The organism is Micromonospora sp. WMMD967 (assembly GCF_029626165.1).
GTDB lineage: Bacteria > Actinomycetota > Actinomycetes > Mycobacteriales > Micromonosporaceae > Micromonospora > Micromonospora taraxaci.
This window is the reverse complement of the sequence record NZ_JARUBK010000001.1, coordinates 2,610,384-2,632,463: the sequence shown is the minus strand read 5'-3', so window position 1 is coordinate 2,632,463 and position 22,080 is coordinate 2,610,384. Positions and strand designations below refer to the sequence as shown.

18 protein-coding genes are annotated in these 22,080 nt (G+C 71.1%); 6 read left to right on the top strand and 12 right to left on the bottom strand.

The features are described from left to right. Positions 1-42 precede the first annotated feature (42 nt). The gene (gene pcaF / locus O7631_RS12380) at positions 43-1,248 is read right to left on the bottom strand and encodes a 3-oxoadipyl-CoA thiolase (protein ID WP_278144363.1); all 1,206 of its coding nucleotides are present in this window, start codon (positions 1,246-1,248) and stop codon (positions 43-45) included. A 107-nt stretch (positions 1,249-1,355) separates the two neighbouring features. On the opposite strand from pcaF, the gene O7631_RS12375 reads away from it, so the two are divergent. The 4 genes from O7631_RS12375 to O7631_RS12360 all read left to right on the top strand — a co-directional run bounded on the left by O7631_RS12375 (position 1,356) and on the right by O7631_RS12360 (position 5,617). Continuing rightward, the gene (locus O7631_RS12375) at positions 1,356-2,321 is read left to right on the top strand and encodes a glutathione S-transferase C-terminal domain-containing protein (protein WP_278144362.1); all 966 of its coding nucleotides are present in this window, start codon (positions 1,356-1,358) and stop codon (positions 2,319-2,321) included. After that, positions 2,314-3,030: a DUF998 domain-containing protein gene (locus O7631_RS12370; protein WP_278144361.1), complete on the top strand. Its 717-nt coding sequence runs from the start codon at positions 2,314-2,316 to the stop codon at positions 3,028-3,030. Before O7631_RS12375 ends, O7631_RS12370 begins: the two co-directional genes overlap by 8 nt. A 150-nt stretch (positions 3,031-3,180) precedes the next feature. Then, positions 3,181-4,473 (top strand): dicarboxylate/amino acid:cation symporter, encoded by a 1,293-nt coding sequence (locus O7631_RS12365; RefSeq protein WP_278147916.1) that lies wholly within the window; start codon positions 3,181-3,183, stop codon positions 4,471-4,473. Positions 4,474-4,549: 76 nt separating this feature from the next. Continuing rightward, positions 4,550-5,617: an NADH:flavin oxidoreductase/NADH oxidase gene (locus O7631_RS12360; protein WP_278144360.1), complete on the top strand. Its 1,068-nt coding sequence runs from the start codon at positions 4,550-4,552 to the stop codon at positions 5,615-5,617. A 48-nt stretch (positions 5,618-5,665) separates the two neighbouring features. On the opposite strand, the gene O7631_RS12355 is transcribed toward O7631_RS12360, so the two are convergent. Further along, positions 5,666-9,397: an ABC transporter ATP-binding protein gene (locus tag O7631_RS12355; protein WP_278144359.1), complete on the bottom strand. Its 3,732-nt coding sequence runs from the start codon at positions 9,395-9,397 to the stop codon at positions 5,666-5,668. A 1,166-nt stretch (positions 9,398-10,563) separates the two neighbouring features. Here O7631_RS12355 and O7631_RS12350 point away from each other — a divergent pair. Further along, the gene (locus O7631_RS12350; protein ID WP_278144358.1) at positions 10,564-11,127 is read left to right on the top strand and encodes a hypothetical protein; all 564 of its coding nucleotides are present in this window, start codon (positions 10,564-10,566) and stop codon (positions 11,125-11,127) included. Between the two features lie 732 nt (positions 11,128-11,859). On the opposite strand, the gene O7631_RS12345 is transcribed toward O7631_RS12350, so the two are convergent. Together O7631_RS12345 and O7631_RS12340 are read right to left on the bottom strand one after the other, a co-directional pair. Further along, on the bottom strand, positions 11,860-12,699 hold the full coding sequence (locus O7631_RS12345; protein ID WP_269680605.1) for a DUF4081 domain-containing GNAT family N-acetyltransferase: 840 nt from the start codon (positions 12,697-12,699) through the stop codon (positions 11,860-11,862). After that, positions 12,629-13,969, bottom strand: coding sequence for an MFS transporter (locus O7631_RS12340; protein WP_278144357.1), 1,341 nt, complete (start codon positions 13,967-13,969; stop codon positions 12,629-12,631). Before O7631_RS12340 ends, O7631_RS12345 begins: the two co-directional genes overlap by 71 nt. Positions 13,970-14,081: 112 nt before the next feature. Here O7631_RS12340 and O7631_RS12335 point away from each other — a divergent pair, with 112 nt between their 5' ends. After that, a complete protein-coding gene (locus tag O7631_RS12335; protein WP_278144356.1) occupies positions 14,082-14,666 on the top strand; it encodes a PadR family transcriptional regulator in 585 nt (194 codons plus the stop codon). A 277-nt stretch (positions 14,667-14,943) separates the two neighbouring features. Here the strand turns inward: O7631_RS12335 and ispG are convergent, their stop codons facing one another. The 8 genes from ispG to O7631_RS12295 form a co-directional block, all read right to left on the bottom strand. Further along, a complete protein-coding gene (ispG, locus tag O7631_RS12330; RefSeq protein WP_130408231.1) occupies positions 14,944-16,116 on the bottom strand; it encodes a flavodoxin-dependent (E)-4-hydroxy-3-methylbut-2-enyl-diphosphate synthase in 1,173 nt (390 codons plus the stop codon). A gap of 9 nt (positions 16,117-16,125) precedes the next feature. Further along, the gene (locus tag O7631_RS12325) at positions 16,126-17,376 is read right to left on the bottom strand and encodes a site-2 protease family protein (RefSeq protein WP_278144355.1); all 1,251 of its coding nucleotides are present in this window, start codon (positions 17,374-17,376) and stop codon (positions 16,126-16,128) included. After that, positions 17,376-18,587 (bottom strand): 1-deoxy-D-xylulose-5-phosphate reductoisomerase, encoded by a 1,212-nt coding sequence (gene dxr, locus O7631_RS12320; protein WP_278144354.1) that lies wholly within the window; start codon positions 18,585-18,587, stop codon positions 17,376-17,378. The genes O7631_RS12325 and dxr overlap by 1 nt, the downstream gene beginning before the upstream one ends. A 182-nt stretch (positions 18,588-18,769) precedes the next feature. After that, on the bottom strand, positions 18,770-19,429 hold the full coding sequence (locus tag O7631_RS12315; RefSeq protein WP_278144353.1) for a Uma2 family endonuclease: 660 nt from the start codon (positions 19,427-19,429) through the stop codon (positions 18,770-18,772). A 192-nt stretch (positions 19,430-19,621) separates the two neighbouring features. Further along, entirely contained in the window at positions 19,622-20,260 is a 639-nt protein-coding gene (locus tag O7631_RS12310; protein ID WP_278144352.1) for a hypothetical protein, read from the bottom strand. A gap of 204 nt (positions 20,261-20,464) precedes the next feature. After that, positions 20,465-20,920: a hypothetical protein gene (locus O7631_RS12305; protein WP_278144351.1), complete on the bottom strand. Its 456-nt coding sequence runs from the start codon at positions 20,918-20,920 to the stop codon at positions 20,465-20,467. Beyond that, complete coding sequence (locus tag O7631_RS12300; protein WP_278144350.1) at positions 20,917-21,108, bottom strand: DUF397 domain-containing protein; 192 nt, start codon at positions 21,106-21,108, stop codon at positions 20,917-20,919. Before O7631_RS12300 ends, O7631_RS12305 begins: the two co-directional genes overlap by 4 nt. Beyond that, entirely contained in the window at positions 21,098-21,979 is an 882-nt protein-coding gene (locus O7631_RS12295; RefSeq protein WP_278147915.1) for a helix-turn-helix transcriptional regulator, read from the bottom strand. The genes O7631_RS12300 and O7631_RS12295 overlap by 11 nt, the downstream gene beginning before the upstream one ends. Between the last annotated feature and the right edge of the window lie 101 nt (positions 21,980-22,080).

The window sequence follows — 22,080 nt, the reverse complement described above, 5'->3', positions numbered from 1 at the left end:
GCGACCACCGGCGGACCCGCGGGTCGTGTGGTGTGGACCACTCTAGGCGGCTGACTCCAGCAACAGCGAGATGCCTTGACCGACGCCGATGCACATGGTGGCCAGAGCCCTGCGACCGCCGCGACGACGCAACTCCAGGGCGGCGGTCAGCGCCAGACGCGCGCCGCTGGCACCGAGCGGGTGCCCCAGTGCGATCGCGCCGCCGTTCGGGTTGACGTGTTCGGCGTCCACGGGCAGCCCCAGCTCCCGCAGCACCGCCACGGACTGCGCGGCGAACGCCTCGTTCAGCTCCACCACGTCCACCGCGCCCAGCTCGACGCCGACCCGGTCGAGCAGCTTGCGGGTCGCCGGCACCGGGCCGATGCCCATGATGCGGGGCGGTACGCCGGCCGCCGCCGCGCCGCTGACCCGGGCCAGCGGCGTCAGGCCGTACCGTCGCACCGCCGCCTCGCTGGCGACCAGCAGGGCGACAGCTCCGTCGTTGACACCCGACGAGTTGCCGGCGGTCACCGTGCCGCCGTCGCGGAACGGGGTCGGCAGCGTCGCGAGCTTGTCCAGCGAGGTCTCGCGGGGGTGCTCGTCGACATCGACCAGCCGGGTCTCCCGACGGCCGGCGGGGACCGACACCGCCACGATCTCCTCGGCGAACCGGCCGTCGGCCTGCGCCTTGGCGGCGCGCTGCTGCGAGCGGTACGCGAAGGCGTCCTGCTCGGCCCGGCTGACGCCGTACTCGGCGGCAACGTTCTCCGCCGTCTCCGGCATCGAGTCGACGCCCCACCCGTCGCGCATGAGCGGGTTCACGAACCGCCAGCCCAGTGTGGTGTCATACACCTCCGCCGACCGGGAGTACGCCGACGTCGCCTTCGGCATGACGAACGGCGCACGGCTCATGCTCTCCACCCCGCCGGCGATCACCAGCTCGGCGTCGCCGGCGACGATGGACCGGGCGGCGGTGGCGAGGGCGTCCAGGCCGGAGCCGCAGAGCCGGTTGACGGTGCTGCCCGGCACCTCCTCGGGCAGGCCGGCCAGCAGCGCCGCCATCCGGGCGACGTTGCGGTTGTCCTCTCCGGCCTGGTTGGCGCAGCCGAGCACGACGTCGTCCACCCGGGCCCAGTCCACCGAGGGGTGCCGGGCGACCAGTTCGCGGATCACGTGCGCGGCCAGGTCGTCGGGGCGGACGCCGGCCAGCGCGCCGGCGTACCGGCCGATCGGGGTACGAACACCGGCCACCAGGTATGCCACTGTCATCGCGTGTCCTTCGGGGGTGCAGACGGCGGGGGTGGGGGCACGCCCACCGGGTCGCGGGGGCTACCGGCCGCCAGGATATCCGCGCCGCCAGCGGATAGGTTGACGGCATGGCCCGGGCCCAGTTCAGCGCAGAGACCAGCGGCGGCGGCGCGTTCGTGCGTCAACCCAACCGGTTCACCGGGCGGGTCACCGCCGACTCGACATCGCCGCCGGGCGGCGGCCCGGACGAGCAGGACCGCTGGCCGCTGGAGGCCGGCCGGTACCGGTTGATCTGGTGTCGGGCCTGCCCGTGGGCGCACCGGGCGAGAATCGTGCGTGGCCTGCTCGGGCTGGACGACGCGATCTCGCTGGGCACCGTCGACCCGATCCGGGACGAGCGGGGTTGGGCGTTCGCCCTGGACCCGGACGGCTTCGACCCGGTCCTCGGCGTGAGCTTCCTGTCCGAGGCGTACCTGGCCACCGACCCGGACTACACCGGCCGGGTGACGGTGCCGGCGCTGGTGGACACTCTGACCGGCCGGGTGGTCACCAACGACTATCCGCAGCTCACCCTCGACTTCTCCACGGAGTGGCGGTCGCTGCACGCGCCAAACGCACCGGACCTGTACCCGGTCGAGATGCGTCCCGAGATGGACGCGCTGATGGCCGAGATCCACACCGACGTCAACAACGGCGTCTACCGGTGCGGGTTCGCCACCTCCCAGGAGGCGTACGACGAGGCGTTCCGGGCTCTCTTCGCCCGACTGGACGTCCTCTCCGAACGCCTCGCCGGGCAGCGTTACCTGATGGGCGACGCGATCACCGAGGCCGACGTGCGGCTGTTCACCACGCTGGTCCGCTTCGACGCCGCGTACCACGGGCACTTCAAGTGCAACCGCAGCAAGCTGACCGAGATGCCGGTGCTGTGGGCGTACGCCCGGGACCTGTTCCAGACCCCGGGCTTCGGCGAGACGGTCGACTTCGATCACATCAAGCGGCACTACTACGCCACCCATCGGGAGATCAACCCGACCGGGATCGTGCCGCTCGGGCCGGACGAGTCCGGCTGGGGCACGCCGCACGGGCGTGGTTGAGCCGGGTCGACCCGGCACCACGACCGCGGCGAAGGTCCGTGCCGACGTCGCCCGCCGGGTCGCCGGGTCCGCCGCCGCAGGGTGCGCGGTGGCCGGTGCGGCGGCGGTGGCGGTCGCCGTGGTCGCCGGGCCCGGTCCCGGGTTCACCGGGTACGTCAGCGAGGCGGGCATCGCCGGCAGCGCGCACGCCCTGACGTACCGGATCGGGATCCTCGCTCTTGCCGCCGCGCTGCTGCTGATCGGTGCGGCGCTGCCCCCCGGGGTCTGGGCGGCGCCGGCGCTGCTCGCCACCGGCGCGGTCTTCACCGCCGTGTCCGGGGCGGTGACCTGCTCCGCCGGCTGCCCGTTGCCGCCGTTCGAGCGTGCGACGGTGGCGGATCTGGTGCACGGCGGCGCGAGCATCGCGGCGACCGCGGCGGTGGTCTTCGCCATGGTCACGCTCGCGGTGTCCGGGCCGGCGGGCCCGGCGGTACGCCGACTGGCCGGCCCGGCCGCCGCGCTGGCCCTGCCGCTCTGCGCCGCGGTGGGGCTGGCGATGCTCGTCCTCGGTCGGGGCACGTTCGTGGGTGTGCTGGAGCGGCTGATCCTCGGACTCGCCGTGTTGTGGGGTGTGGCCACCGCCACCGCACTGGCCCTGGCAGCGGAAAGTTCAACCGCTGTAAGGAGCCTCACGCCGACCACTCCTTCCGACGGGCGGAAATCGGCGTAGCGTCGGCGAACGATGACCAATGTCTGGGGCCTCACTGTCCGCCTGTATGTCGATCTCCGACTACAGGCCAGTGGCATCTGTCCGGGCTAGCCGCGCTTTCACGCCTGCCCTGAATCAGACCGGACAAATGGATAGAACATGCCCTTCAGCCTGCGCAAGATTCCCTTCTCGGTGCAGATCCTGCTCGGCCTCGTGCTCGGCGTCGCGCTGGGCTTCCTGGCCCGCACCAACGACCTGAGCTGGCTGACCAGCACCCTGCACACCGTCGGCAGTCTCTTCGTCCAGCTCCTCAAGCTGGCCGTGCCGCCGTTGGTCTTCACCGCCATCGTGGTCAGCGTGGTCAGCCTGCGCGGTGTCGCCAACGCCGCCCGGCTCGCCCTCAAGACGCTGATGTGGTTCGGCATCACCGCCCTGATCGCGGTGAGCATCGGCATCGGGCTCGGCCTGCTCACCAACCCCGGCCGGGGCGTGAGCCTCGACCTGGGTGGCGCTGCCGCACCGAAGAAGACCGGCTCGTGGACCGACTTCCTCACCGGCATCGTGCCCACCAACCCGATCGGCGCGTTCGTCGAGGGCAACGTCCTCCAGATCGTCTTCCTCGCCGTCGTCGTCGGCGCCGCCGCCCTGCTGGTCGGCGAAGCCGCCGAGCCGTTCGTCGCGTTGAACCGCTCCCTGCTGGAGATCGTCCAGAAGGCGCTCTGGTGGGTCATCCGCCTCGCCCCGATCGGCACCCTCGGCCTGATCGGCAACGCCGTCGCCTCGTACGGCTGGGACCTGCTGGCCCCCCTCGCCAAGTTCACCACCGCCGTCTACGTCGGCTGCGCCATCGTGCTGTTCGTGGTCTACCCGCTGGTGCTGATCCTCGCCGGCCGGCTCAACCCGCTGCGCTTCTTCGCCGGCGCCTGGCCGGCCATCGAGCTGGCGTTCGTGTCCCGTTCCTCGGTCGGCACCATGCCGGTGACCCAGCGTTCCGTCGAGCGGCTCGGCGTGCCCCGCGAGTACGCCTCGTTCGCGGTGCCGTTCGGCGCGACCACGAAGATGGACGGTTGCGCCGCCATCTACCCGGCGCTCGCCGCGATCTTCGTGGCCCAGGTGTTCGGCGTGCAACTCGGCCTGACCGACTACCTGCTGATCGCCTTCGTCTCGGTGGTCGGCTCGGCAGCCACCGCCGGCCTGACCGGCGCGATCGTGATGCTGACCCTGACCCTCAGCACGCTGGGCCTGCCGCTCGCCGGCGCCGGCCTGCTGCTGGCCATCGATCCGATCCTGGACATGATCCGCACCGCCACCAACGTGGCCGGGCAGGCTCTGGTGCCGACCGTCGTCGCCGCCCGCGAGGGCACCCTCGACCGGGCAGCGTACGAGTCCGCCGGTCGACGCGACCTGACCGAGCCGGAGCCGGCCGCGGAGACCCGGCCCGACCTGACCCCTGTTCCTGCCTGACCACGTCACCCGGTACGGCGACGGGCCCCTCTCCCCGGGGGCCCGTCGCCTTTGCCGTTTCGAGAGGATGTCCCCCATGAGCTCCCTGTTCACCCCCCTGGCCCTGCGCGGCGTCACACTGCCCAACCGGATCGCCATGGCCCCGATGTGCCAGTACTCGTCCGGCCCCGACGGTCTGCCCACCGACTGGCACCTCACCCACCTCGGCAGTCGCGCGGTCGGCGGCGCCGGCCTGGTGATGACCGAGGCGACGGCCGTACTCCCCGAGGGCCGGATCAGCCCTCAGGACACCGGGCTGTGGTCCGGGGCCCACGTCGACGCCTGGCGACCGGTGACCGCGTTCGTCGCCGCCCACGGCGCGGTGCCGGCCGTGCAGCTCGCGCACGCCGGGTTCAAGGCCTCCACGTACCGGCCGTGGGCACCGGAACGCGGCGGAGTGCCGGACGCCGAGGGCGGATGGACGCCCGTCGCGCCCGGCCCCGAGGCGTTCACCGCCGGCTACCGGACGCCGACCAGCCTCGACGAGGCCGGCATCGCCGGTGTGGTCGAGGCGTTCGCGACCGCCGCCGAGCGGTCGCTGGACGCCGGCTTCACCGCCGTGGAGATCCACGCCGCGCACGGCTACCTGCTCAACGAGTTCCTGTCGCCGCTGACCAACCACCGCACCGACTCGTACGGCGGCGACCGGACCGCCCGCATGCGGCTCACCCTTGAGGTGGCCCGCGCGGTACGCGCCGCGGTCGGTGAGGACGTGCCGGTGCTGACCCGGATCTCCGCCACCGACTGGGTCGAGGGCGGCTGGACGATCGAGGACAGCGTGGTGCTGGCCGGCGAGTTGGCCAGCGTCGGCGTCGACCTGGTCGACGCGTCGTCCGGGGGCGTCAGCGTCGAGCAGCGCATCCCCCTCGGTCCCGGCTACCAGGTGCCGCTGGCCGCCCAGATCCGCCGCGAGGCCGGCGTGCCGACCGGCGCGGTGGGCCTGATCGTCGAGCCCGAGCACGCCGAGCAGATCGTCGCCGGCGGCGAAGCCGACCTGGTGCTGCTCGGGCGGGAGCTGCTGCGCGACCCGTACTGGCCGCGCCGGGCCGCCGCGAAGCTCGGCGTCACGTACAGCGGGCCTGACCAGTACGCCCGCGCCTACTGACACCTGACGTGGTCGGGCGGCTGCCGTACCCCGGCAACCGCCCGACCGTCAGCCGGCCAGGTGCGACCAGTCGCCCTCCAGCTCCTGCCAGGTGCCCTGGGCGGCGACCGCGCCGCCGAGCAGCACCACCACGTGGTCGGCCCGGACCAGCGCCGCCCGCTTCGCGGTCGAGCCGACCACTGTCACCCCGTGATCGCGCAACGCCTGCCACAGCGCCAGCTCCGTGGTGACGTCCAGCGCCGACGACACGTCGTCCGCGACCAACAGTTCGGTACGCGGTGCCAGCGCGCGGGCCAACGCCAACCGCTGCAACTGCCCCCCGGAGAGCCGGGTGCCCTTGTGCCCGATGAGCAGACCGAGCCCACCGCCGGCTGCGACCAGGTCATGGTCGAGCTGGGCGGTGCTGACCGCGCCGGCCGCGTCGACCTGGTGCCCGAGCGCGATGTTCTCGGCGACCGTGCCGGAGAGCACCCGGGGCAACTGGCCGACGTAGCCGACCTGGTTGGGGCGCAGGAACAACTCCGGCTCGGTGACCGGGTCACCGTTCCAGGCCAACTCACCGGTGTGGTGGACGATCCCGGCCAGCGCCCGCAGCAACGAGGACTTGCCCGACCCGACCGGCCCGACCACCAGCACCAACTGCCCCCGCTGCACGGTCAGGTCGACGTTCCGGACGGCCACCGTACCGTCGGAGTGCACCACCCCGAAGTCGCGCAGCTCCAGGCGGCGCAGCGGATGCCGGGGTGGCGGCGTCGGCGCCGGCGCCGTCCCGGCGGCCAGGTCGACTGCCGGAACCCCCGCGGAGTACGCGCTCACTCCGGTCATCGCCGCCGTGCGCCGGGTCCAGACCCGCGCCGACGGCAGCTGCGAGATCAACGACGCGGTGGTCCAGGCGAACCAGCGGGCCGCGCCCAGCGTGGAGACGGCCACCAGCACCGCCCCGGCGGAGAGTCCACCGCCCAGGTAGAGCGCCCACGCGCCGATCGGCAACAGTCCGCTGGCCATCGAGGGCGTGGAACGAGCCCACACCTGCACCGAGATCTCCCGCCGCTGCCGATCGCTGCGCACCACGTCCAGGCTGGCCAAATGGCGGAGCACCGCCGTGGTCGCACCGGCGAGCTTCACCGTTCGCGCTGCGGACAGCGCGGAGACCAGCGCCGTGGCGAAGGCCGCCCGCGCCGCCACAGTGGCCCGGGCGGCACGTTCGAGCTTCGGCCCGAACAGCGTCGCCGCCAGCCCGGAGACGACCATCGTGCCGAGGAAGAACAGCCCCGGCACGACACTGCCGGTGACCGCGGTCATGGCGACGACCAGGACCAGCGCGACCGCCTGGTCCAGCACGTTGTCGGCGAGCTGAACCACCCGCTCGGTGTCGCCGCCCTGCGCCACGACCTCCGCCGGGGTGTGCGAGCTGACCCGGCGCGGCCCGGTCTGACCGTGCACCAGGCGCAGACCGATCCGCAGCATCTGCCGCACCCACCAGCCCGGGAACCAGACGTGGGTGTAGTACGGCAGCGGCATGGTGACCAGCAACCCGGCCACGATCCCGAACGCCGGCAGGTACGGGCTGCCGGTGCCGTCGACCAGATCGGCCCAGAGCCAGGGCAGCACCGGCCCGTCGAGCCCCAGCAGGCTGAGCCCGAGGAACAGCCCGATCGCGGCCATCCCGTACCGGGGGTCGTTGAGGCAGAGCCGGAAGATCTCCCGCAACGTCCGGGCCGGCGGCACGGGCGGCAGTGGCGGCGGGTCGGCGCGGGTCACCCCGGACGTCGCGGGTGTCGGCTCGGCCAGCTCAGCCCGCGTGGTCGTGGGCTCGATCCACTTGTCCGGCGCGGTGCTGTCCGGCTCGGTCTTGCCCGGCACGGTGCTGCCCGGCACGGTCTTGCCCGGCACGGTGCTGCCCGGCACGGTCTTGCCCGGCACGGTGCTGCCCGGCACGGTCTTGCCCGGCACGGTGCTGCCCGGCACGGTCTTGCCCGGCACGGCCCGCACGGTCGGGTTGTCCGGCTCGATCCACGCGCTCGTCGGGTCGGCCGGCCACTCACGGGCCGGATCGGGACCGACCAGCAGGTCGGTGCCGCCGCCGGGGCGGCCGGCCGTTGCCGCCGTCGCGTAGGCGGCAGCGTGACTGGTGGCCAGCAGTTCGGCGAAGCGCGTCGACGTCTCCAACGGGCCGGCCTCCACCACCGCACCGTCGGCCAGCACCACCACCTCGTCGCAGCGGCGCACCGAGGAGAGCCGGTGCGCGATGACGATCCCGATCCGGTCGCGCAGCAGCCGCTCGGTGGCCCGCTGCACCCGCGCCTCGGTCACCGGGTCGAGGCGTGCGGTGGCCTCGTCGAGGATCACCACATGGGGGTCACGGACCAGGATGCGGGCGAACGCCACCAGCTGCTCCTGACCGGCGGAGAGCACGTGCCCGCCCTCCCCCAGCCGCGTCGCCAAACCGTCCGGCAGCTCGGCGATCCAGCCCGCCAAGCCCAACTCGTCGAGCGCCCGGGCTGCGGCGTCGAGCAGGTCCCTGTCGAAGAGCGCGACGTTCTCGGCGAGCGTGCCGGCGAGGATCTCCGTACGCTGCGGCACGAGCGCCACCCAGCGGCGCAGTTGCTCGACGTCGAGGTCACCCAGGTCGGTGTCGCCGAGGAAGACCGTTCCCGGTGGCACGTCGACAGCTCTGGTGAGCACCTTCGCCAGTGTCGACTTACCCGAACCGGTCCGCCCGATCAGCGCGTACGAGCGACCGCGCGCGAAGGTCAGGCTGAGCCCGCGCAACGCCGCCCCCCGACCGCCCTCCTGGTACGTGAACGTCAGGTCCTCGATGCGCAGGTCACCCTCGGTCGGGCTGGCGCCGCCGACGGGTTCCTGCCGAGCCCGCTGGAGCAACTGCACCCGGGCCCATGCGCCGAGAGCCTCCTGGATTTCCGGCACCATCCGACTGACATGCTCCGCGGTGGCCCCGAAGGCCAACGCCAACAGCCAGATGGCGGTGAGGCGTGCGGCGTCGACCCGGCCGGTGGCCAGCGCCCACGCCCCGCCGAGCACCACCACGCCGATGCCGGCCCGGATCGTCGCGGTGGCGGCCGACGCCACCTTGGCGGACAGCACCCAGACCAGGCGACCCCGGGACAGCACGGCCGCGGCCCGCCGTGCGTACAGCCGCAGCACGTACGGCCGGGCCAGACTGGTCCGGACGTCGTCCTGGCCGTGCACCGCCTCCTCCATGACCGCCGCCAGGTCGGACCACGCCTCCTCCTCGGCCATCCGGGCCGGGCCGATCCGGGCCGTGGGCCGGCGCAGGCTGACGGCGAGCACCACCGTGAGCAGCAGCATCGCCACCCCGGCCGGCCACCACACGACCAGCGCCACGACCATCGACAACAGACCGACGCAGAGGCCTTGGGCGAGCCGCGTGCCCTGGTTACGGATCGCCGACGCCACCTGGTAGACGTCCCCGTCGATCCGGTCGAGCAACTCGCCCACCGGGGTGGTCTCCAAGGTCGGCAGGTCCTGCCCGAGTGCGACCCGGCAGAGCCGGCGACGCACGTCGGCGGACCAGTCCGCGGTCAGGCCGGCCATCAGCAGGCTCACCGCGAGGTCGCTGAGGACCACGGCGACCAGCGCCGCAGCCAACACGGCGAAGAAACCGGCCGATCGGTGCACCAGCACCGCGCCGGCCAACGCCGAGGCGCCGGCCTGACCGGCGGCGCCGAGCACGATCAGGATGGCCACCATCGTCATGCGACGTGTCGAGGTGCCCCACAGATCTCGGAGCAGGCGCATGGAAAGTCCTCCGGACGTGGGGTGGCGGAGACTTCAGCCTGCCGGCGTCGACACGTCGTCTCAACCGATTTTTCGGTCTCTGAGCAGGTCATCGACGGTCTCCCTCATCCGACGCGCCGCGCCCCTGGCACCTCCATGACGCCATCCGGCGATGCCGCCCAGAGGGCCGGCGCGCTCGCCGCTTCTCAGGGACCATCCCCGCAGCGCCGACCGAACCCCCGACCCTCGCTGCCGCAAGACCCCGCCAAAACCCCGATTGCGCAACGCCACCCGACGCACGACCCCGAGGGCGCGAAACCGCCCAAACCCCGCATGGCGCAGCACCACCCGAACGGCGCTGCCGCAACGCCACCCGAAGCACGACCCCCTGAAAGCGCAAGGGCGCCCAAACCCCCGCCTGCGCGGTCGGGCTGGCCCAGGCGGCCCTGGCACCCGGTCTGCGTGTCTACGGCCAGGACACCCCGCGTGAGGGCGCAACACAGCCCAAACCTCCCGAATGGGGATGATCGACTCCGTTTCGGTGCAGTCGCGGTATCAGACCGCCAGGGATACCGCGACATCGGCGAAGTCGAGTGGATCATGCGCGGGCTGGGGTGTTCTGCCCGCCAGCCTGGGTGGTCTGGCACCTGAGGTCGGCGTCTGACGTGTGTTTTGTTCCGTGTGGGTGGTATTGGCGTGTGGTCGGGGGCACGTGTCGGCCGGAATCATGGCCGGGTCGGGGTCGTTACACACCCTGACGATCGCAGGACCACGCCCCTGCCGGGCGCGATGGTCCGCCCCGGGAATGACCCCCGACCCCGGGTCGTTACACCTGGACCCCGCCCGACCGGCACCCTGCTTCACCGGGTGTCAGCGGATGGGCCGACCCCGGGAATGACCTGGGCCTCCGGGTCGTTGTACACGGACCCTGGCCCGACCGGCACCCCGCTCCACCGGGTGCCAACGGATGGGCCGACCCCGGGAATGACCCCGGCCCCCGGGTCGTTACACACGGACCCGGCGCCGCGAGCCTCCGCTCGCAGGCCGCCGACCCCGGTGCGACACGCCCCCCGGCCTGTCGGTCACCGAATCCCCCTCAAGACTTTCCCCCTTATTGCAGCGCCGGACGAGGTGCTCACACCCGCGCGATCTGGGCGGGTGTCTTTACCCCCGAAGGAGCTTCCCCCATGAACACGATCATGCGTAAGAGTGTGCTGTCTGTTGCTGGTCTGGCGTTCGCCGGTGGTGTGTTCGCCGGTCCGATCGCCGCCCACGCCGCTACTGCGACCGTGGACGCCAAGCCCGTTGCCGCCGCGGTGCAGACGGCGCCGAAGCCGCAGGGCGAGCAGTCGCACATCACCCTCAACGACGAGCAGACCGGCAACGTGAAGGCGATCATCGCCGCCACGAAGAAGGCCGGCCTGCCCGAGCGCGCCGCGGTGATCTCGATCGCGACGAGCCTGCAGGAGTCGAAGCTGGAGAACCTCGGCCACCTCGGCGACGCCAACGACCACGACTCGCTGGGCCTGTTCCAGCAGCGGCCGTCCTCGGGTTGGGGCACGCCGGAGCAGATCACCGACCCGGCCTACTCGACCACCGCGTTCCTCAAGGGCCTCAAGCAGGTCGACGGGTGGCAGGACATGCCGCTGACCGAGGCCGCGCAGACCGTGCAGGTCTCCGCCTACCCCGACGCGTACGCCCAGTGGGAGCAGCAGGCCACCGACCTCGTCACCCAGCACTGGAACAGCTGACCCACACCGAAACCATCCGACCGCTGGCCGGCACCCACACCCGGGTGCCGGCCAGCGGCATATCCACCACCGAACACCGCCAACACGCAAAGGCGGTGGCACCGGCACCAGCGAGCACCGCCACCACCACGCACCGCCAACGCCGCGCACCGCCAACGCCGAGCACCGCCACCGCGGCGCGAAGGCGGTGGCGGTGGCGGTGGCGGCACATCAACTCCGAGATCTTGGACAGTTTCCGTTCTCGCCGAACGGAAACTGTCCAAGATCTATGGGCATGCACGCGACCTGAACGTCGGGAGAGCCAACAGGGGGGCAACTAGACCCACGAACAGCCACCTGAACGGCGAGCCGACCTACCGCCACGGGCACAACTAGCCGGCAACCGCCACCGATACAGCGAGCCGGCGACCGACACGACGAGCCGCCCCACCGCCACGGGCACGACTCGGGCGTGTGTCAAAGCCCCTGGCCGGCCTGCGGCGGGCCCAGACGACGGCCGGCGGCGTTGGAGATGGGCTCGGATACAACACCGGTATCCGAGCCCATCTCCGCCTTGCCGGACCGCCGCCTGGACTCCACCTCGGCTCGACCGAGGACTTTGACACACGCCCTAGCGGGCAACCACCACGAGCACGGCGAACCGGCGACCGACACAACGAGCCGCCCCACCGCCACGGGCCAGCTCGACCCGCAGCGCCTACCAACACCAAGGACGGCCAGGCACCCAACGGGTCAGAACAGGACCGTCGCGAGGGTGCCGATCGGTTGGAAGCCGCAGCGTTCGTAGACCCGGCGGGCTGGGAGGTTGAAGTCGTTGACGTACAAACTGACAGTGGGGGCGACCCGCAGCAGCGCGTCGCGGACCACTGCTGCCATGGCGGCGGTGGCGATACCGCGGCCCCGCCACTCGGGTGCCACCCAGACGCCCTGGACCTGCGCGGTCCGCTTGGTCACCACGGCCAGCTCGGCCTTGAAGACGACAGTGCCGTCGACGAAGCGGGCGTACGCGCGACCGGAGCGGACCAGGTCGTTGACCCGCCTGCGGTAGCTGCGTCCGCCGTCTTCGGCCAGCGGGGATACGCCGACCTCCTCGGTGTACATGGCTACCGCCGCCGGGAAGAGTCGGTCGACCTCGCCGGGGCGGACCTGGCGTACCTCCGGGTCGGCGGGTACGGATGGCAGGGTGTCGGCGGCCAGCAGTGGCTGGTTGGGGCGGACGTCTCGCGCTGGCCCCCATGCGTCGGAGAGTCGGTCCCAGAGTCCGAGCACGGCGTCAGCCCGCCCGACGATGGAGGAGCACAGCCGTTCCTCGCCGGCGAGCAGGTCGGCGAATGCTGCCACCGCGGCGTCGCTCGCCAGCACCGGCGTCAGGTTGCCGCCGAGCCAGCACAGCGATTCCAGGTTGCGGCGTGCGCCGTACCCCAGAATTCTGCCTTCGGCCCGCCACCACGAGAGGCCGCGCGCGGCGATGCGCTCGGCGACCTGCGCGCCCGCGAACGGGTCATGGTCGAGTAGTCGCTCGACCGCGCGGCGCTCCGATTCCCCCAGTTGCCGTACCGGCACCGTCAGCACGACTACCAGCCTGCCAGATCGACCCCCTGCTCCGCCGGTCGAGTGACAAGGCCGGCACCGGCTCGGCCGGCTCGCTGGTGGGACGGGTCCGCTCGGCCCACCGGACGACGGGTGGTACGAGGGCTCCGAGCAGGAGGAACAGCGCACCGAGCACCAGCCAGCCTGGTACGCCCCAACCGAGGGCGAGGGTGGTCACCACGACGGGGGCGAGCATCTTGCCCAGTTCGTAGCCCATGCCGTAGGCCCCCTGGTACTGCCCCTGGGCGTTCGTCGGCGCGAGCCCGAAGGAGATCGCCCAGCCGGCGGCGGAGTGCCACAGTTCCCCGATCACGTGGGCGAGCGACCCGACGCCGAGCAGGCCCACCGCGCCGGCGGTGGGGAGCGCGCCGCTGGCGGCGAAGAGTACGCAGGCCAGGGCGATGGCGACGCCGGCTCGGCGGGCGGCGCGGGCGGCTGCGGGCACTGTGGCGGCGGCGCCCGCGGCGCGTACCTGGAGGAGGACCACGAGCGCGGTGTTGACCAACGTCAACGCGGAGATCATCCAGATGGGTGCCTTGGTGTGCCCGGCGATCCACAGCGGCAGGGCGATGGTGAGCAGGCTGAAGTGCATGGACATCAGTCCGTCGACAAGGGTGAAGGCCAGGAACGGGCGGTCCCGTAGGGCGATCAGTCGGGGGCCGTGCGTCGGGGCGGCGACCGGGGCGATGCGGGGCAGTCGGAGGAAGACCAGTGCGGCGGCGAGGGACGCCGCTGCGGTGGTCAGGATCAGTGCGACGTACCCGGTCCGGGTGTCGGCGGCGATGGCGAAGCCGCCGAGGACCGCTCCGACGGAGATTCCGACGTTGGTGGTGGCGCGCAGGTAGGCGCGGGTGCGGACCCGCTGGTCGGCCGGGATCGCTCCGGCGATCAACGCGCCCCGGGCGCCGCGTTCGACCGCGTCGGCGAGTGCGGTGGCGGCACCCACCAGTACGAAGGCGGGGAAGGACCGGACGGCGATCAGGCCGACGGTGAGGGTGCCGGCGACGAACAGCGCGCCGACCTGTACGCCGCGCGGGCCGACGCGGTCGGCCAGGTAGCCACTCGGCGCGCTGGCCAGGACCCCGACGAGCGCCGAGATGGTCAACCCGATGCCGACCTGGGTCGCCGACAGGCCTACCGATCGGGTGAGGAAGAGGGCGCTCGCGACGAGCCAGAGGCCACGCCCGACGGTCTTGACCAGGGTTCCGAGGGTGAGGATCCGGGCCGGGCCGGGTGGGGGAAGCAGGCGCATGGTCGGACGCTAGCAAGACGTACGTACGGTTTGCAAGACCGAGGGTTGTCGACGATGCATTGCCGATATATCGTTGATGCATCAGCGACAGTACGAAGAGAGGGAGAACCTGATGAGGTTCCATCGACACAACCACCCCCTGCACGAGGCGCGGATGCGAGGCTTCGGCTTCCCGCCGGTGCCGCCCGGCCACGGGCAGGAACACGGACACGGCGGCCCCTGGGGCGGCCGAGGTCGCGGCAGAGGTCGAGGTCGACGCCCCAACGTCCGGGCCGCTGTGCTGGCTCTGCTCACCGAGCGGCCGATGCACGGCTACGAGATGATCCAGGAAATCGACTCCCGCACCGGCGGTGCGTGGCGGCCGAGCCCCGGGTCGATCTACCCCACCCTCCAGCTACTGGAGGACGAGGGCGTGATCGTCGCCAGCACGGAGGAGTCCGGCGGCGGGCGCAAACGGTTCACGGTCACCGAGGCCGGGCAGGCGGAGGCCGCCGAGGCCGCGCAGACCCCGGCCTGGGCGGACGTCGCCCAGACCACGGTGACCAGTTGGCACGACATCCGCGACTCCGGCGCGCAGGCGATGAACGCCCTGCGCCAGGTCATGATGAACGGCACCGACGACCAACGCGAGCGGGCCGCGCAGGTGCTCGACGAGACGCGCCGCAAGCTGTACGCGATCCTCGCCGAATCCGAGTGACCCGCACGCCCGAACGCCGACACCGACCCGCACGTCACCGTCGACCCGAACGCCGACACCGACCCGAATCGACGCCGACCCGCACGTCACCGTCCACCCGCACGCCAACGCCGGCCCCGAACGTCAACGCCCGCACGGCCAGCGCGACAAACGCCGACGCCCGCACGACGCGGGCCGGCACGCGCGACCCGCGCCGCGCACGGCAGCAGGACCGCATCGGGTACGACGACAGCGGCCGTTCCCCGCACGGGGAACGGCCGCTTTTCCAGGTGGAGAATCAGTGCACGGTGACCGTCGGGCCGGTGACCAGCCCGCGCAGCTCCTCGGGAAGCTCGGCGCCCATCTCGTCGGCGATCCGCAGCGCCTCCTCGATCAGCGTCTCCACGATCTGCGCCTCGGGCACCGTCTTGACGACCTGCCCCTTGACGAAGATCTGGCCCTTGCCGTTGCCGGAGGCGACACCGAGGTCGGCCTCGCGGGCCTCGCCGGGACCGTTGACGACGCAGCCCATGACGGCGACCCGCAGCGGCACCGGCAGCCCTTCCAGGCCGGCGGTGACCTCTTCGGCGAGCTTGTAGACGTCGACCTGGGCCCGCCCGCAGGACGGGCAGGAGACGATTTCCAGGCCCCGCTCGCGCAGACCGAGGGATTCCAGGATCTGGTTGCCGACCTTGATCTCCTCGACCGGCGGCGCGGACAGTGACACCCGGATGGTGTCGCCGATCCCCTCGGCCAACAGCGCACCGAAGGCGACCGCCGACTTGATGGTGCCCTGGAACGCCGGCCCGGCCTCGGTGACGCCGAGGTGCAGCGGGTAGTCACACTGCTCGGCGAGCTGCCGGTACGCGCGGATCATCACGACCGGGTCGTTGTGCTTGACCGAGATCTTGATGTCCCGGAAGCCGTGCTCCTCGAACAGCGAGCACTCCCACAGCGCCGACTCGACGAGCGCCTCGGCGGTGGCCTTGCCGTACTTGGACAGCAGCCGCTTGTCCAGCGAACCGGCGTTGACGCCGATCCGGATCGGCACCCCCGCGTCCCCGGCGGCGCGGGCGATCTCCTTGACCTTGTCGTCGAACTGGCGGATGTTGCCCGGGTTCACCCGGACCGCGGCGCAGCCGGCGTCGATCGCGGCGAAGACGTACTTGGGCTGGAAGTGGATGTCGGCGATCACCGGGATCTGCGACTTCTTGGCGATCGCGGGCAGCGCCTCGACGTCGTCCTGGGACGGCACGGCCACCCGGACGATCTGGCAGCCGGACGCGGTCAGCTCAGCGATCTGCTGGAGGGTCGCGTTGACGTCGGAGGTGAGGGTCGTGGTCATCGACTGCACGGACACCGGCGCACCGCCACCGACCGGGACCGAACCGACCATGATCTGGCGGCTGGCCCGACGGGGAGCGAGCGGCGGAGGCGGCACGGCTGGCATACCGAGACTGATAGCTGTCACTTCAGGCACTCACCTTGAGAAGAGCGTGATCGGGTTGACGACGTCAGCGGCGATGGTCAGCAGCGTGAACGCGCCACCGATAAGGATCACCGCGTACGTGAAGGGCATCAGTTTGAGGTAGTCCACCCGGCCGGGGTCTGCGCGGCCGACCTTGCTGTAGATCCAGGAGCGGGCGCGTTCGAACCAGGCGATGGCGATGTGGCCGCCGTCCACCGGGAGCAGCGGCAGCAGGTTGAACACGCCGATGAAGAAGTTCAGCGACACGAAGAGCATGAAGAAGACCAGCCAGGCGTTGTTCTCCACCGCTTCGCCGCCGAGTCGGCTGGCGCCGACGACGCTGATCGGGGTGTCCACGTCGCGCTCGCCGCCGGTGAGGGCGGTCCACAGGGCGGGGACCTTCTGCGGGAGACGCTGCAACGCCTGGGCGGTGCCGACGGCCAACTGGCCGGTGAAGTCGGCGGTGGCGCCGAAGGCGCCGACCGGGCCGTACGTCACGCGGGTGGGGGTGCTGGGGACGAGCCCGACGCCGAGGGCGGCCACTGGCGCGACGGTGCCGCTCGGGTCGTCCAGCGGCGGACGCTGGGTCTGCGCGAGCACGGTGCTGGTGGTGGCCGGCTGCCCGTCGCGGACGTACGCGATCTGCGTGGTGTCGCCGGGCTTGAGCCCTCGCAGTGTGGTGAGCAGGTCGCCGTAGGAGTTGACCGGCGTGCCGTTGATCGCTGTGATCCGGTCGCCGTTCTTCAGCTGCGCCTGGGCGGCCGGGCTGGCGGCGTCGCCAGGGGCGCACGCGCGCAGCGAGTTCTCCGCCACCACGCAGTCACTGAGCCGGATGACGGCCGGCTCCTGGCGGGCCTGCGCGTCGGTGGTCGGGAAGTCCGGGTTGGGCAGGCCGGCGGAGACAGCCAGGATCCAGATCGTGACCAGGGCCAACGCGAAGTGCGTGATCGACCCGGCGGCCATGACGATCGTCCGCTTCCAGACCGGGTAGCGCCACATCACCCGCGACTCGTCGCCCGGCTCGACATCGTCGTCCTGCGGGGTCATCCCGACGATCTTGCAGAAGCCACCGAGGGGGATGCCCTTGAGCCCGTACTCGGTCTCACCCCGCTGGAACGACCAGATCGTGGGGCCGAAGCCGACGAAGTACTTCGTGACCTTCATCCCGAACGCCTTGGCGGTGAGCAGGTGCCCCGCCTCGTGCAGGCTCACCGAGATGAGAATGGCCAGGGCGAAGAGGACCACCCCGAGCAGGTACGACATCAAGCTCCTTCCACCGAACCCGCGATGATCTCCTGCGCGTGCGCGCGTGCCCACGACTCGGCAGCGAGCACGTCCTCGACGGTACCTGGTTCGCCGAAGTCCGGAGCCTCCTCCAACACGCGTTCGAGGGTGTCGACGATGCCGAGGAACGGCAGCCGTCCCGCCGCGAACGCCTCGACGCACTCCTCGTTCGCCGCGTTGTAGATCGCCGGGCGGCTGCGCCCGGCCTCTCCGGCGGCCTTGGCCAGCGCGACAGCCGGGAACGCCTCGTCGTCGAGCGGCGCGAACTCCCAGGTGTGCGAGGTCGTCCAGTCGACAGCGGCGGCAGCGCCGGGGACCCGGTCGGGCCAGCCCAGCGCGACAGCGATCGGCAGCCGCATGTCCGGTGGGCTGGCCTGGGCGATGGTCGAGCCGTCGACGAACTCGACCATGGAGTGGATCACCGACGTCGGGTGCACCATCACCGTGATGTCGGCGTAGGGCACGTCGAACAACTCGTGCGCCTCGATCACCTCGAGCGCCTTGTTGACCATGGTGGCCGAGTTGATCGTGATGACCTTCCCCATGTTCCAGGTGGGGTGCGCGAGCGCCTGCTCGGGTGTGACCTGCGTCAACTCCTCGCGGCTCCGGCCCCGGAACGGGCCACCGCTGGCGGTGACGATCAACCGTCGTACCTCCGGGCGCGACCCGGACCGCAGGCACTGCGCCAACGCCGTGTGCTCCGAGTCGACCGGCACGATCTGCCCCGGCCGCGTCATCGCGGCCCGGACCAGCGGGCCGCCGGCCACGAGCGACTCCTTGTTGGCAAGCGCGAGGGTACGACCAGCCTTCAGCGCGGCCAGCGTAGGAGCGAGGCCCAGCGAGCCGACCACCCCGTTGAGCACGATGTCGCACGGCCACTGGGCCAGCTCGGCCATGGCGTCCGGGCCGGCCACGATCTTGGGAAGCTTGAAGTCACCGGTGGCCCACCCGCGCCGGCTCGCCTCGGCGTAGAACGCGAGCTGGAGATCCTGCGCGGCGGACGCCCTCGCCACCCCGACCGCGTCGACGCCCAGTTCGAGGGCCTGCGCGGCGAGCAGCTCGACGTTGCCACCGCCCGCGCCCACGGCGACCACCCGGAACCGGTCCGGGTTACGCCGGACGATGTCGATGGCCTGCGTACCGATCGAACCTGTGGACCCGAGCAGAACAAGATCGCGGGGTGAAGTCACAGGGCCATTCTTCCCCACGGCCGCTGCAAGCCCGCTGGGAGCCTCAGCCCACCCCGCTGCCGGCTGCCGGCTGCCGGCTGCCGGCTGCCGGCTGCCGGCTGCCGGGCGATGATCGACTCGGGTGCAAGGAAGTCGCGGCATCTCAAGCACCCGGCACCCCGACTTCCAGGAAACCGTGTCGATCAAGCCTCTTCGTCGGCCGACTCGGGCCCCGGCCCGGTCGGTGCCGCCTCCTCGCCGAGCAGATCGCCCGGATCGATGGAGAACTCGAACGGCTCTCGCATGACGAAGCGCGTTCCGGCAGCCGCAGCGGCCACCGGCCGGTACTCCCCCTCGATCAACTCGTACAGCGCGAGGGTGGGCACCCGGTTGCGCAGGTCGACGCGGAGGAAGAAGGGCACGCCGACCGCGGCGTACTCGCGCGGCCGGTCGATGATGTCCTTGCGTCGGTTGCCCGGAGAGACGATCTCGCCCAGCAGCACCGCGTGCCCGATGTCCATCGTCGTCCGGCCGCCGCCCGGCGCGTCGAGGATGACGATGTCGGGGATGAAGAGATCTTCACCAGAGACGACGTTCGTCTCCAGATAGAGCCACATTTTCGCGCGACGCGCCGCCTGCTTGAGGTGGTACGCGAGGTCCAACTCCGCGTCCTGATGGTCGTACCCGGCATGTGGTGTCACGATCACGCTTCCGCTCAGGACCTCAACCTTGGGGCCGTTGGTCTCCGGCAACAGGTCGAGGGCGAGCTGCGCGGTCCACGGCTCGTCGTGCCACCGCAGCACGTCGAACGACAGCTCGGTGTGCTGCGGCGCCGGCTCCGGCGCGAATGCGGCCTGGGCCATCCGGGCTCACCCCCTCAGCGGACCATCCTGCTCAGGTCAGCCTAGTCACCGCAGCCCGCGATGCGCGGGATCGCACACCCAGTCCGTCATCGAGATCTACACATCCCGAGGCCCTTGGCACCGGCGATGATGTCGGAGGTGCAGCGGCCCACTCGGCCTGTTGTTGCGCTACGGCTGCCTCAGCTTCGAACGTCAGCCGCACTGGTCCTGATCGATGAGCCGGGGTGGTGGTACGACCCCGTCGCCGTAGTTCGTGGCCAGGGTTGCGGCCCACACGTCCGGAACGGTCTGGCCACGGAAGGCCAGCGGCAGGTACGACTGCAGCGCGCCGAGTGCGTCCAGCATCGGCGCGAACTGCTCCTGCCATTCACGGCGAGCGGCCACGGTGGGGAACCCCCGGAAGACCGCTACTTCGGGATCCCGCTCACCCCAGCATCCCCACCTACGCGAAGGTCCAGTCACCGCAATGACGTTCGCCGAGATCGCGATCGAACCGAAGATGTCCCTGGCGGCCTCGTGCCCGATGAGCGCCCAGTAATCGTCCTCGCTGGCGTCGACGGACAACGACAGGGCCGGATACGACTGGTACTCCGACAGGTAGTACGTATCGCAATCCGGTTCAAGGACCAGCAGCTCGACGTGCTCGTCGCCATGCAGGCGCGCCATCGCGGAGAGGGCCGGCCACAGCTCCGGGGCGAGGACAGCGTCGAACTCGCAGAAGAGTGACTCACCCTCGATCTCCCGGAAGACCTGGGCAGGCAATCTGGCTGACAGATCGAAGGTCGCTCCGCAGCCGGAGTGGATGTTCAGGTAGGTGTGGCGATCAATCACGACAGGCCCCTCCCCGGAGATACCCCGGGCATGCTGCCCTACGGGCACCGAGAAGCACGAGTGGTTTGTGTAGATCGGGCGGCAGCGAGTGGCCTGCCTTGATCGACACCACATCGCCGACCTGGCGGTATCCCCCGCTCCCCGACACCCCCACCTCGCCGACCTTGTGTCGATCAAGGGTCTCGTAGCGTGCCGGTCCGCTAGTCACAAGGGTTCGTCGCCCCTAGACCCCATCGGTAGAACGTCACGCGCAACGTCGTCGACCAGGACGGGGTGGCGCACGACGGCCAGCCGGACCGCTGCGCCGACGCAGAGGACGGCCAGCAGGGACAGCAGCACCAGAGCTGGGTTGACCCAGGCGGGCACCAGGTCGTGGGTGGCGTTGCATCGGTCGTGGAGAGGGAACCATTGCGACGACTCACGCCAGTGGGCTGCGCGGTAGGCGCTGTCGTAGCTGACGCCGGCCTGTCGACAGGACTCCTCCGAGTTCATGGAGGAACCAGCGAACGCGCCGACGAACCAGGTGACGGCGGTGGCGACGATCGAGAGCCCGGCCGTCGCGACGAACCAGCCCGGAGTCTTCCAGCGGCCGGTGAGCAGAGGTCGGCCCCAGAACCAGAGCACGAACAGAGCGGGTACGACGAGACAGAGCGCGGTCATCGTGTGGGCTGGCTGACCACCGTGAACGTGACGAAGGCGGTCCAGGCCGAGGGGGTGAAGGTCAGCACCGGCCCCTGCCGGTCCTTGCTGTCGCGTACGCCGACCGTCTCGGCGAAGCCCGCCACCTCGACGCAGTCGCCCTCTCCGCCGGACCGGGTCGACGTGCGCCAGACTCCGTCACGCTCCATCGGTCATCTCCTTCGCTATGGCCGCGATCAGCTCACGGGACTCGTCGGCGCTGAGCGCTCGCTCACTGAGCGAGCGCCACGCGTCGTCGTAGATCTCGATTTCGTGGGTCTTGTCAAGGTAGACCGCGCCGCACGGCCCGTCCATGTAGATGGTGGTCGGCTCCGGCTGGCGCACCTCGGACGGGAAGTCGAGCATGGTGAAGGTGCCGGCCTGCGCCCAGCGCACCAGCCCCGCGTCGAACGGCAGCACCCGGATGCCGATGGTGGGCTGCCGCGACGACACCACAAGTGACTCCAGTTGCCGGACCATGGCCGACCGGTCGCGCAGCGGGCGGCGCAGCACCGCCTCGTTCAGGATGACGTCGAGGCGCGGGGCGCGGGGCACCGCCCGAGCCAGCAGCCGTTGACGGCGAAGCCGCACGTCGACCTTCGCCTGGCGATCCGCCTCGGCCATCTGCGGGTGGTCGGTGGCGATCACCTCGGTCATGTACTCGACCGTCTGCAACAGCCCGGGAACGAGGTCCGCCTCGTACTTGCGGATGCGGGTTGCGGCGGCTTCCAGGCCGACGTACAGCTTGAACCAGTCCTTGATCGCCTCGCCGTAGCTGTGCCACCACCCGTGCGCCTTGGTCTCCCTGGCCAGCGCCCGCATCGTCTCGATCGTCTCCGGCGACGCGTTGTAGACCCGGCACATGGCCGCCACGTCGTTCGGGTGCATGGGGACCTGGCCGGTTTCGTAGCGCCAGATTCGCGGTGCCGACCATTCCAATTCCTTGGCCGCCGCCGTGACCGTCACATAGGCATTTTCGCGAAGCTCTCTCAGATATCTGCCGAGCTGCCTCCGTGGGACTGTGCTGCCGGAGTCGTCCACGTCATCTCCCTGACTGTCGTCGTGTAAGACACCTCGCCCCTTGGTCTGGATTCTGCCGCGAAAGATTGCGTTCGGCCAGCAGTCAAAACGACCATCGTGGA

What these genes read in the sequence shown, in the direction of transcription:
- pcaF (WP_278144363.1), bottom strand. Translation starts at nt 1,248, where the DNA reads ATGACAGTGGCATACCTGGTGGCCGGTGTTCGTACCCCGATCGGCCGG.
- O7631_RS12375 (WP_278144362.1), top strand. Translation starts at nt 1,356, where the DNA reads ATGGCCCGGGCCCAGTTCAGCGCAGAGACCAGCGGCGGCGGCGCGTTC.
- O7631_RS12360 (WP_278144360.1), top strand. Translation starts at nt 4,550, where the DNA reads ATGAGCTCCCTGTTCACCCCCCTGGCCCTGCGCGGCGTCACACTGCCC.
- O7631_RS12355 (WP_278144359.1), bottom strand. Translation starts at nt 9,397, where the DNA reads ATGCGCCTGCTCCGAGATCTGTGGGGCACCTCGACACGTCGCATGACG.
- O7631_RS12350 (WP_278144358.1), top strand. Translation starts at nt 10,564, where the DNA reads ATGAACACGATCATGCGTAAGAGTGTGCTGTCTGTTGCTGGTCTGGCG.
- O7631_RS12340 (WP_278144357.1), bottom strand. Translation starts at nt 13,969, where the DNA reads ATGCGCCTGCTTCCCCCACCCGGCCCGGCCCGGATCCTCACCCTCGGA.
- O7631_RS12335 (WP_278144356.1), top strand. Translation starts at nt 14,082, where the DNA reads ATGAGGTTCCATCGACACAACCACCCCCTGCACGAGGCGCGGATGCGA.
- O7631_RS12325 (WP_278144355.1), bottom strand. Translation starts at nt 17,376, where the DNA reads ATGTCGTACCTGCTCGGGGTGGTCCTCTTCGCCCTGGCCATTCTCATC.
- O7631_RS12315 (WP_278144353.1), bottom strand. Translation starts at nt 19,429, where the DNA reads ATGGCCCAGGCCGCATTCGCGCCGGAGCCGGCGCCGCAGCACACCGAG.
- O7631_RS12305 (WP_278144351.1), bottom strand. Translation starts at nt 20,920, where the DNA reads ATGACCGCGCTCTGTCTCGTCGTACCCGCTCTGTTCGTGCTCTGGTTC.
- O7631_RS12300 (WP_278144350.1), bottom strand. Translation starts at nt 21,108, where the DNA reads ATGGAGCGTGACGGAGTCTGGCGCACGTCGACCCGGTCCGGCGGAGAG.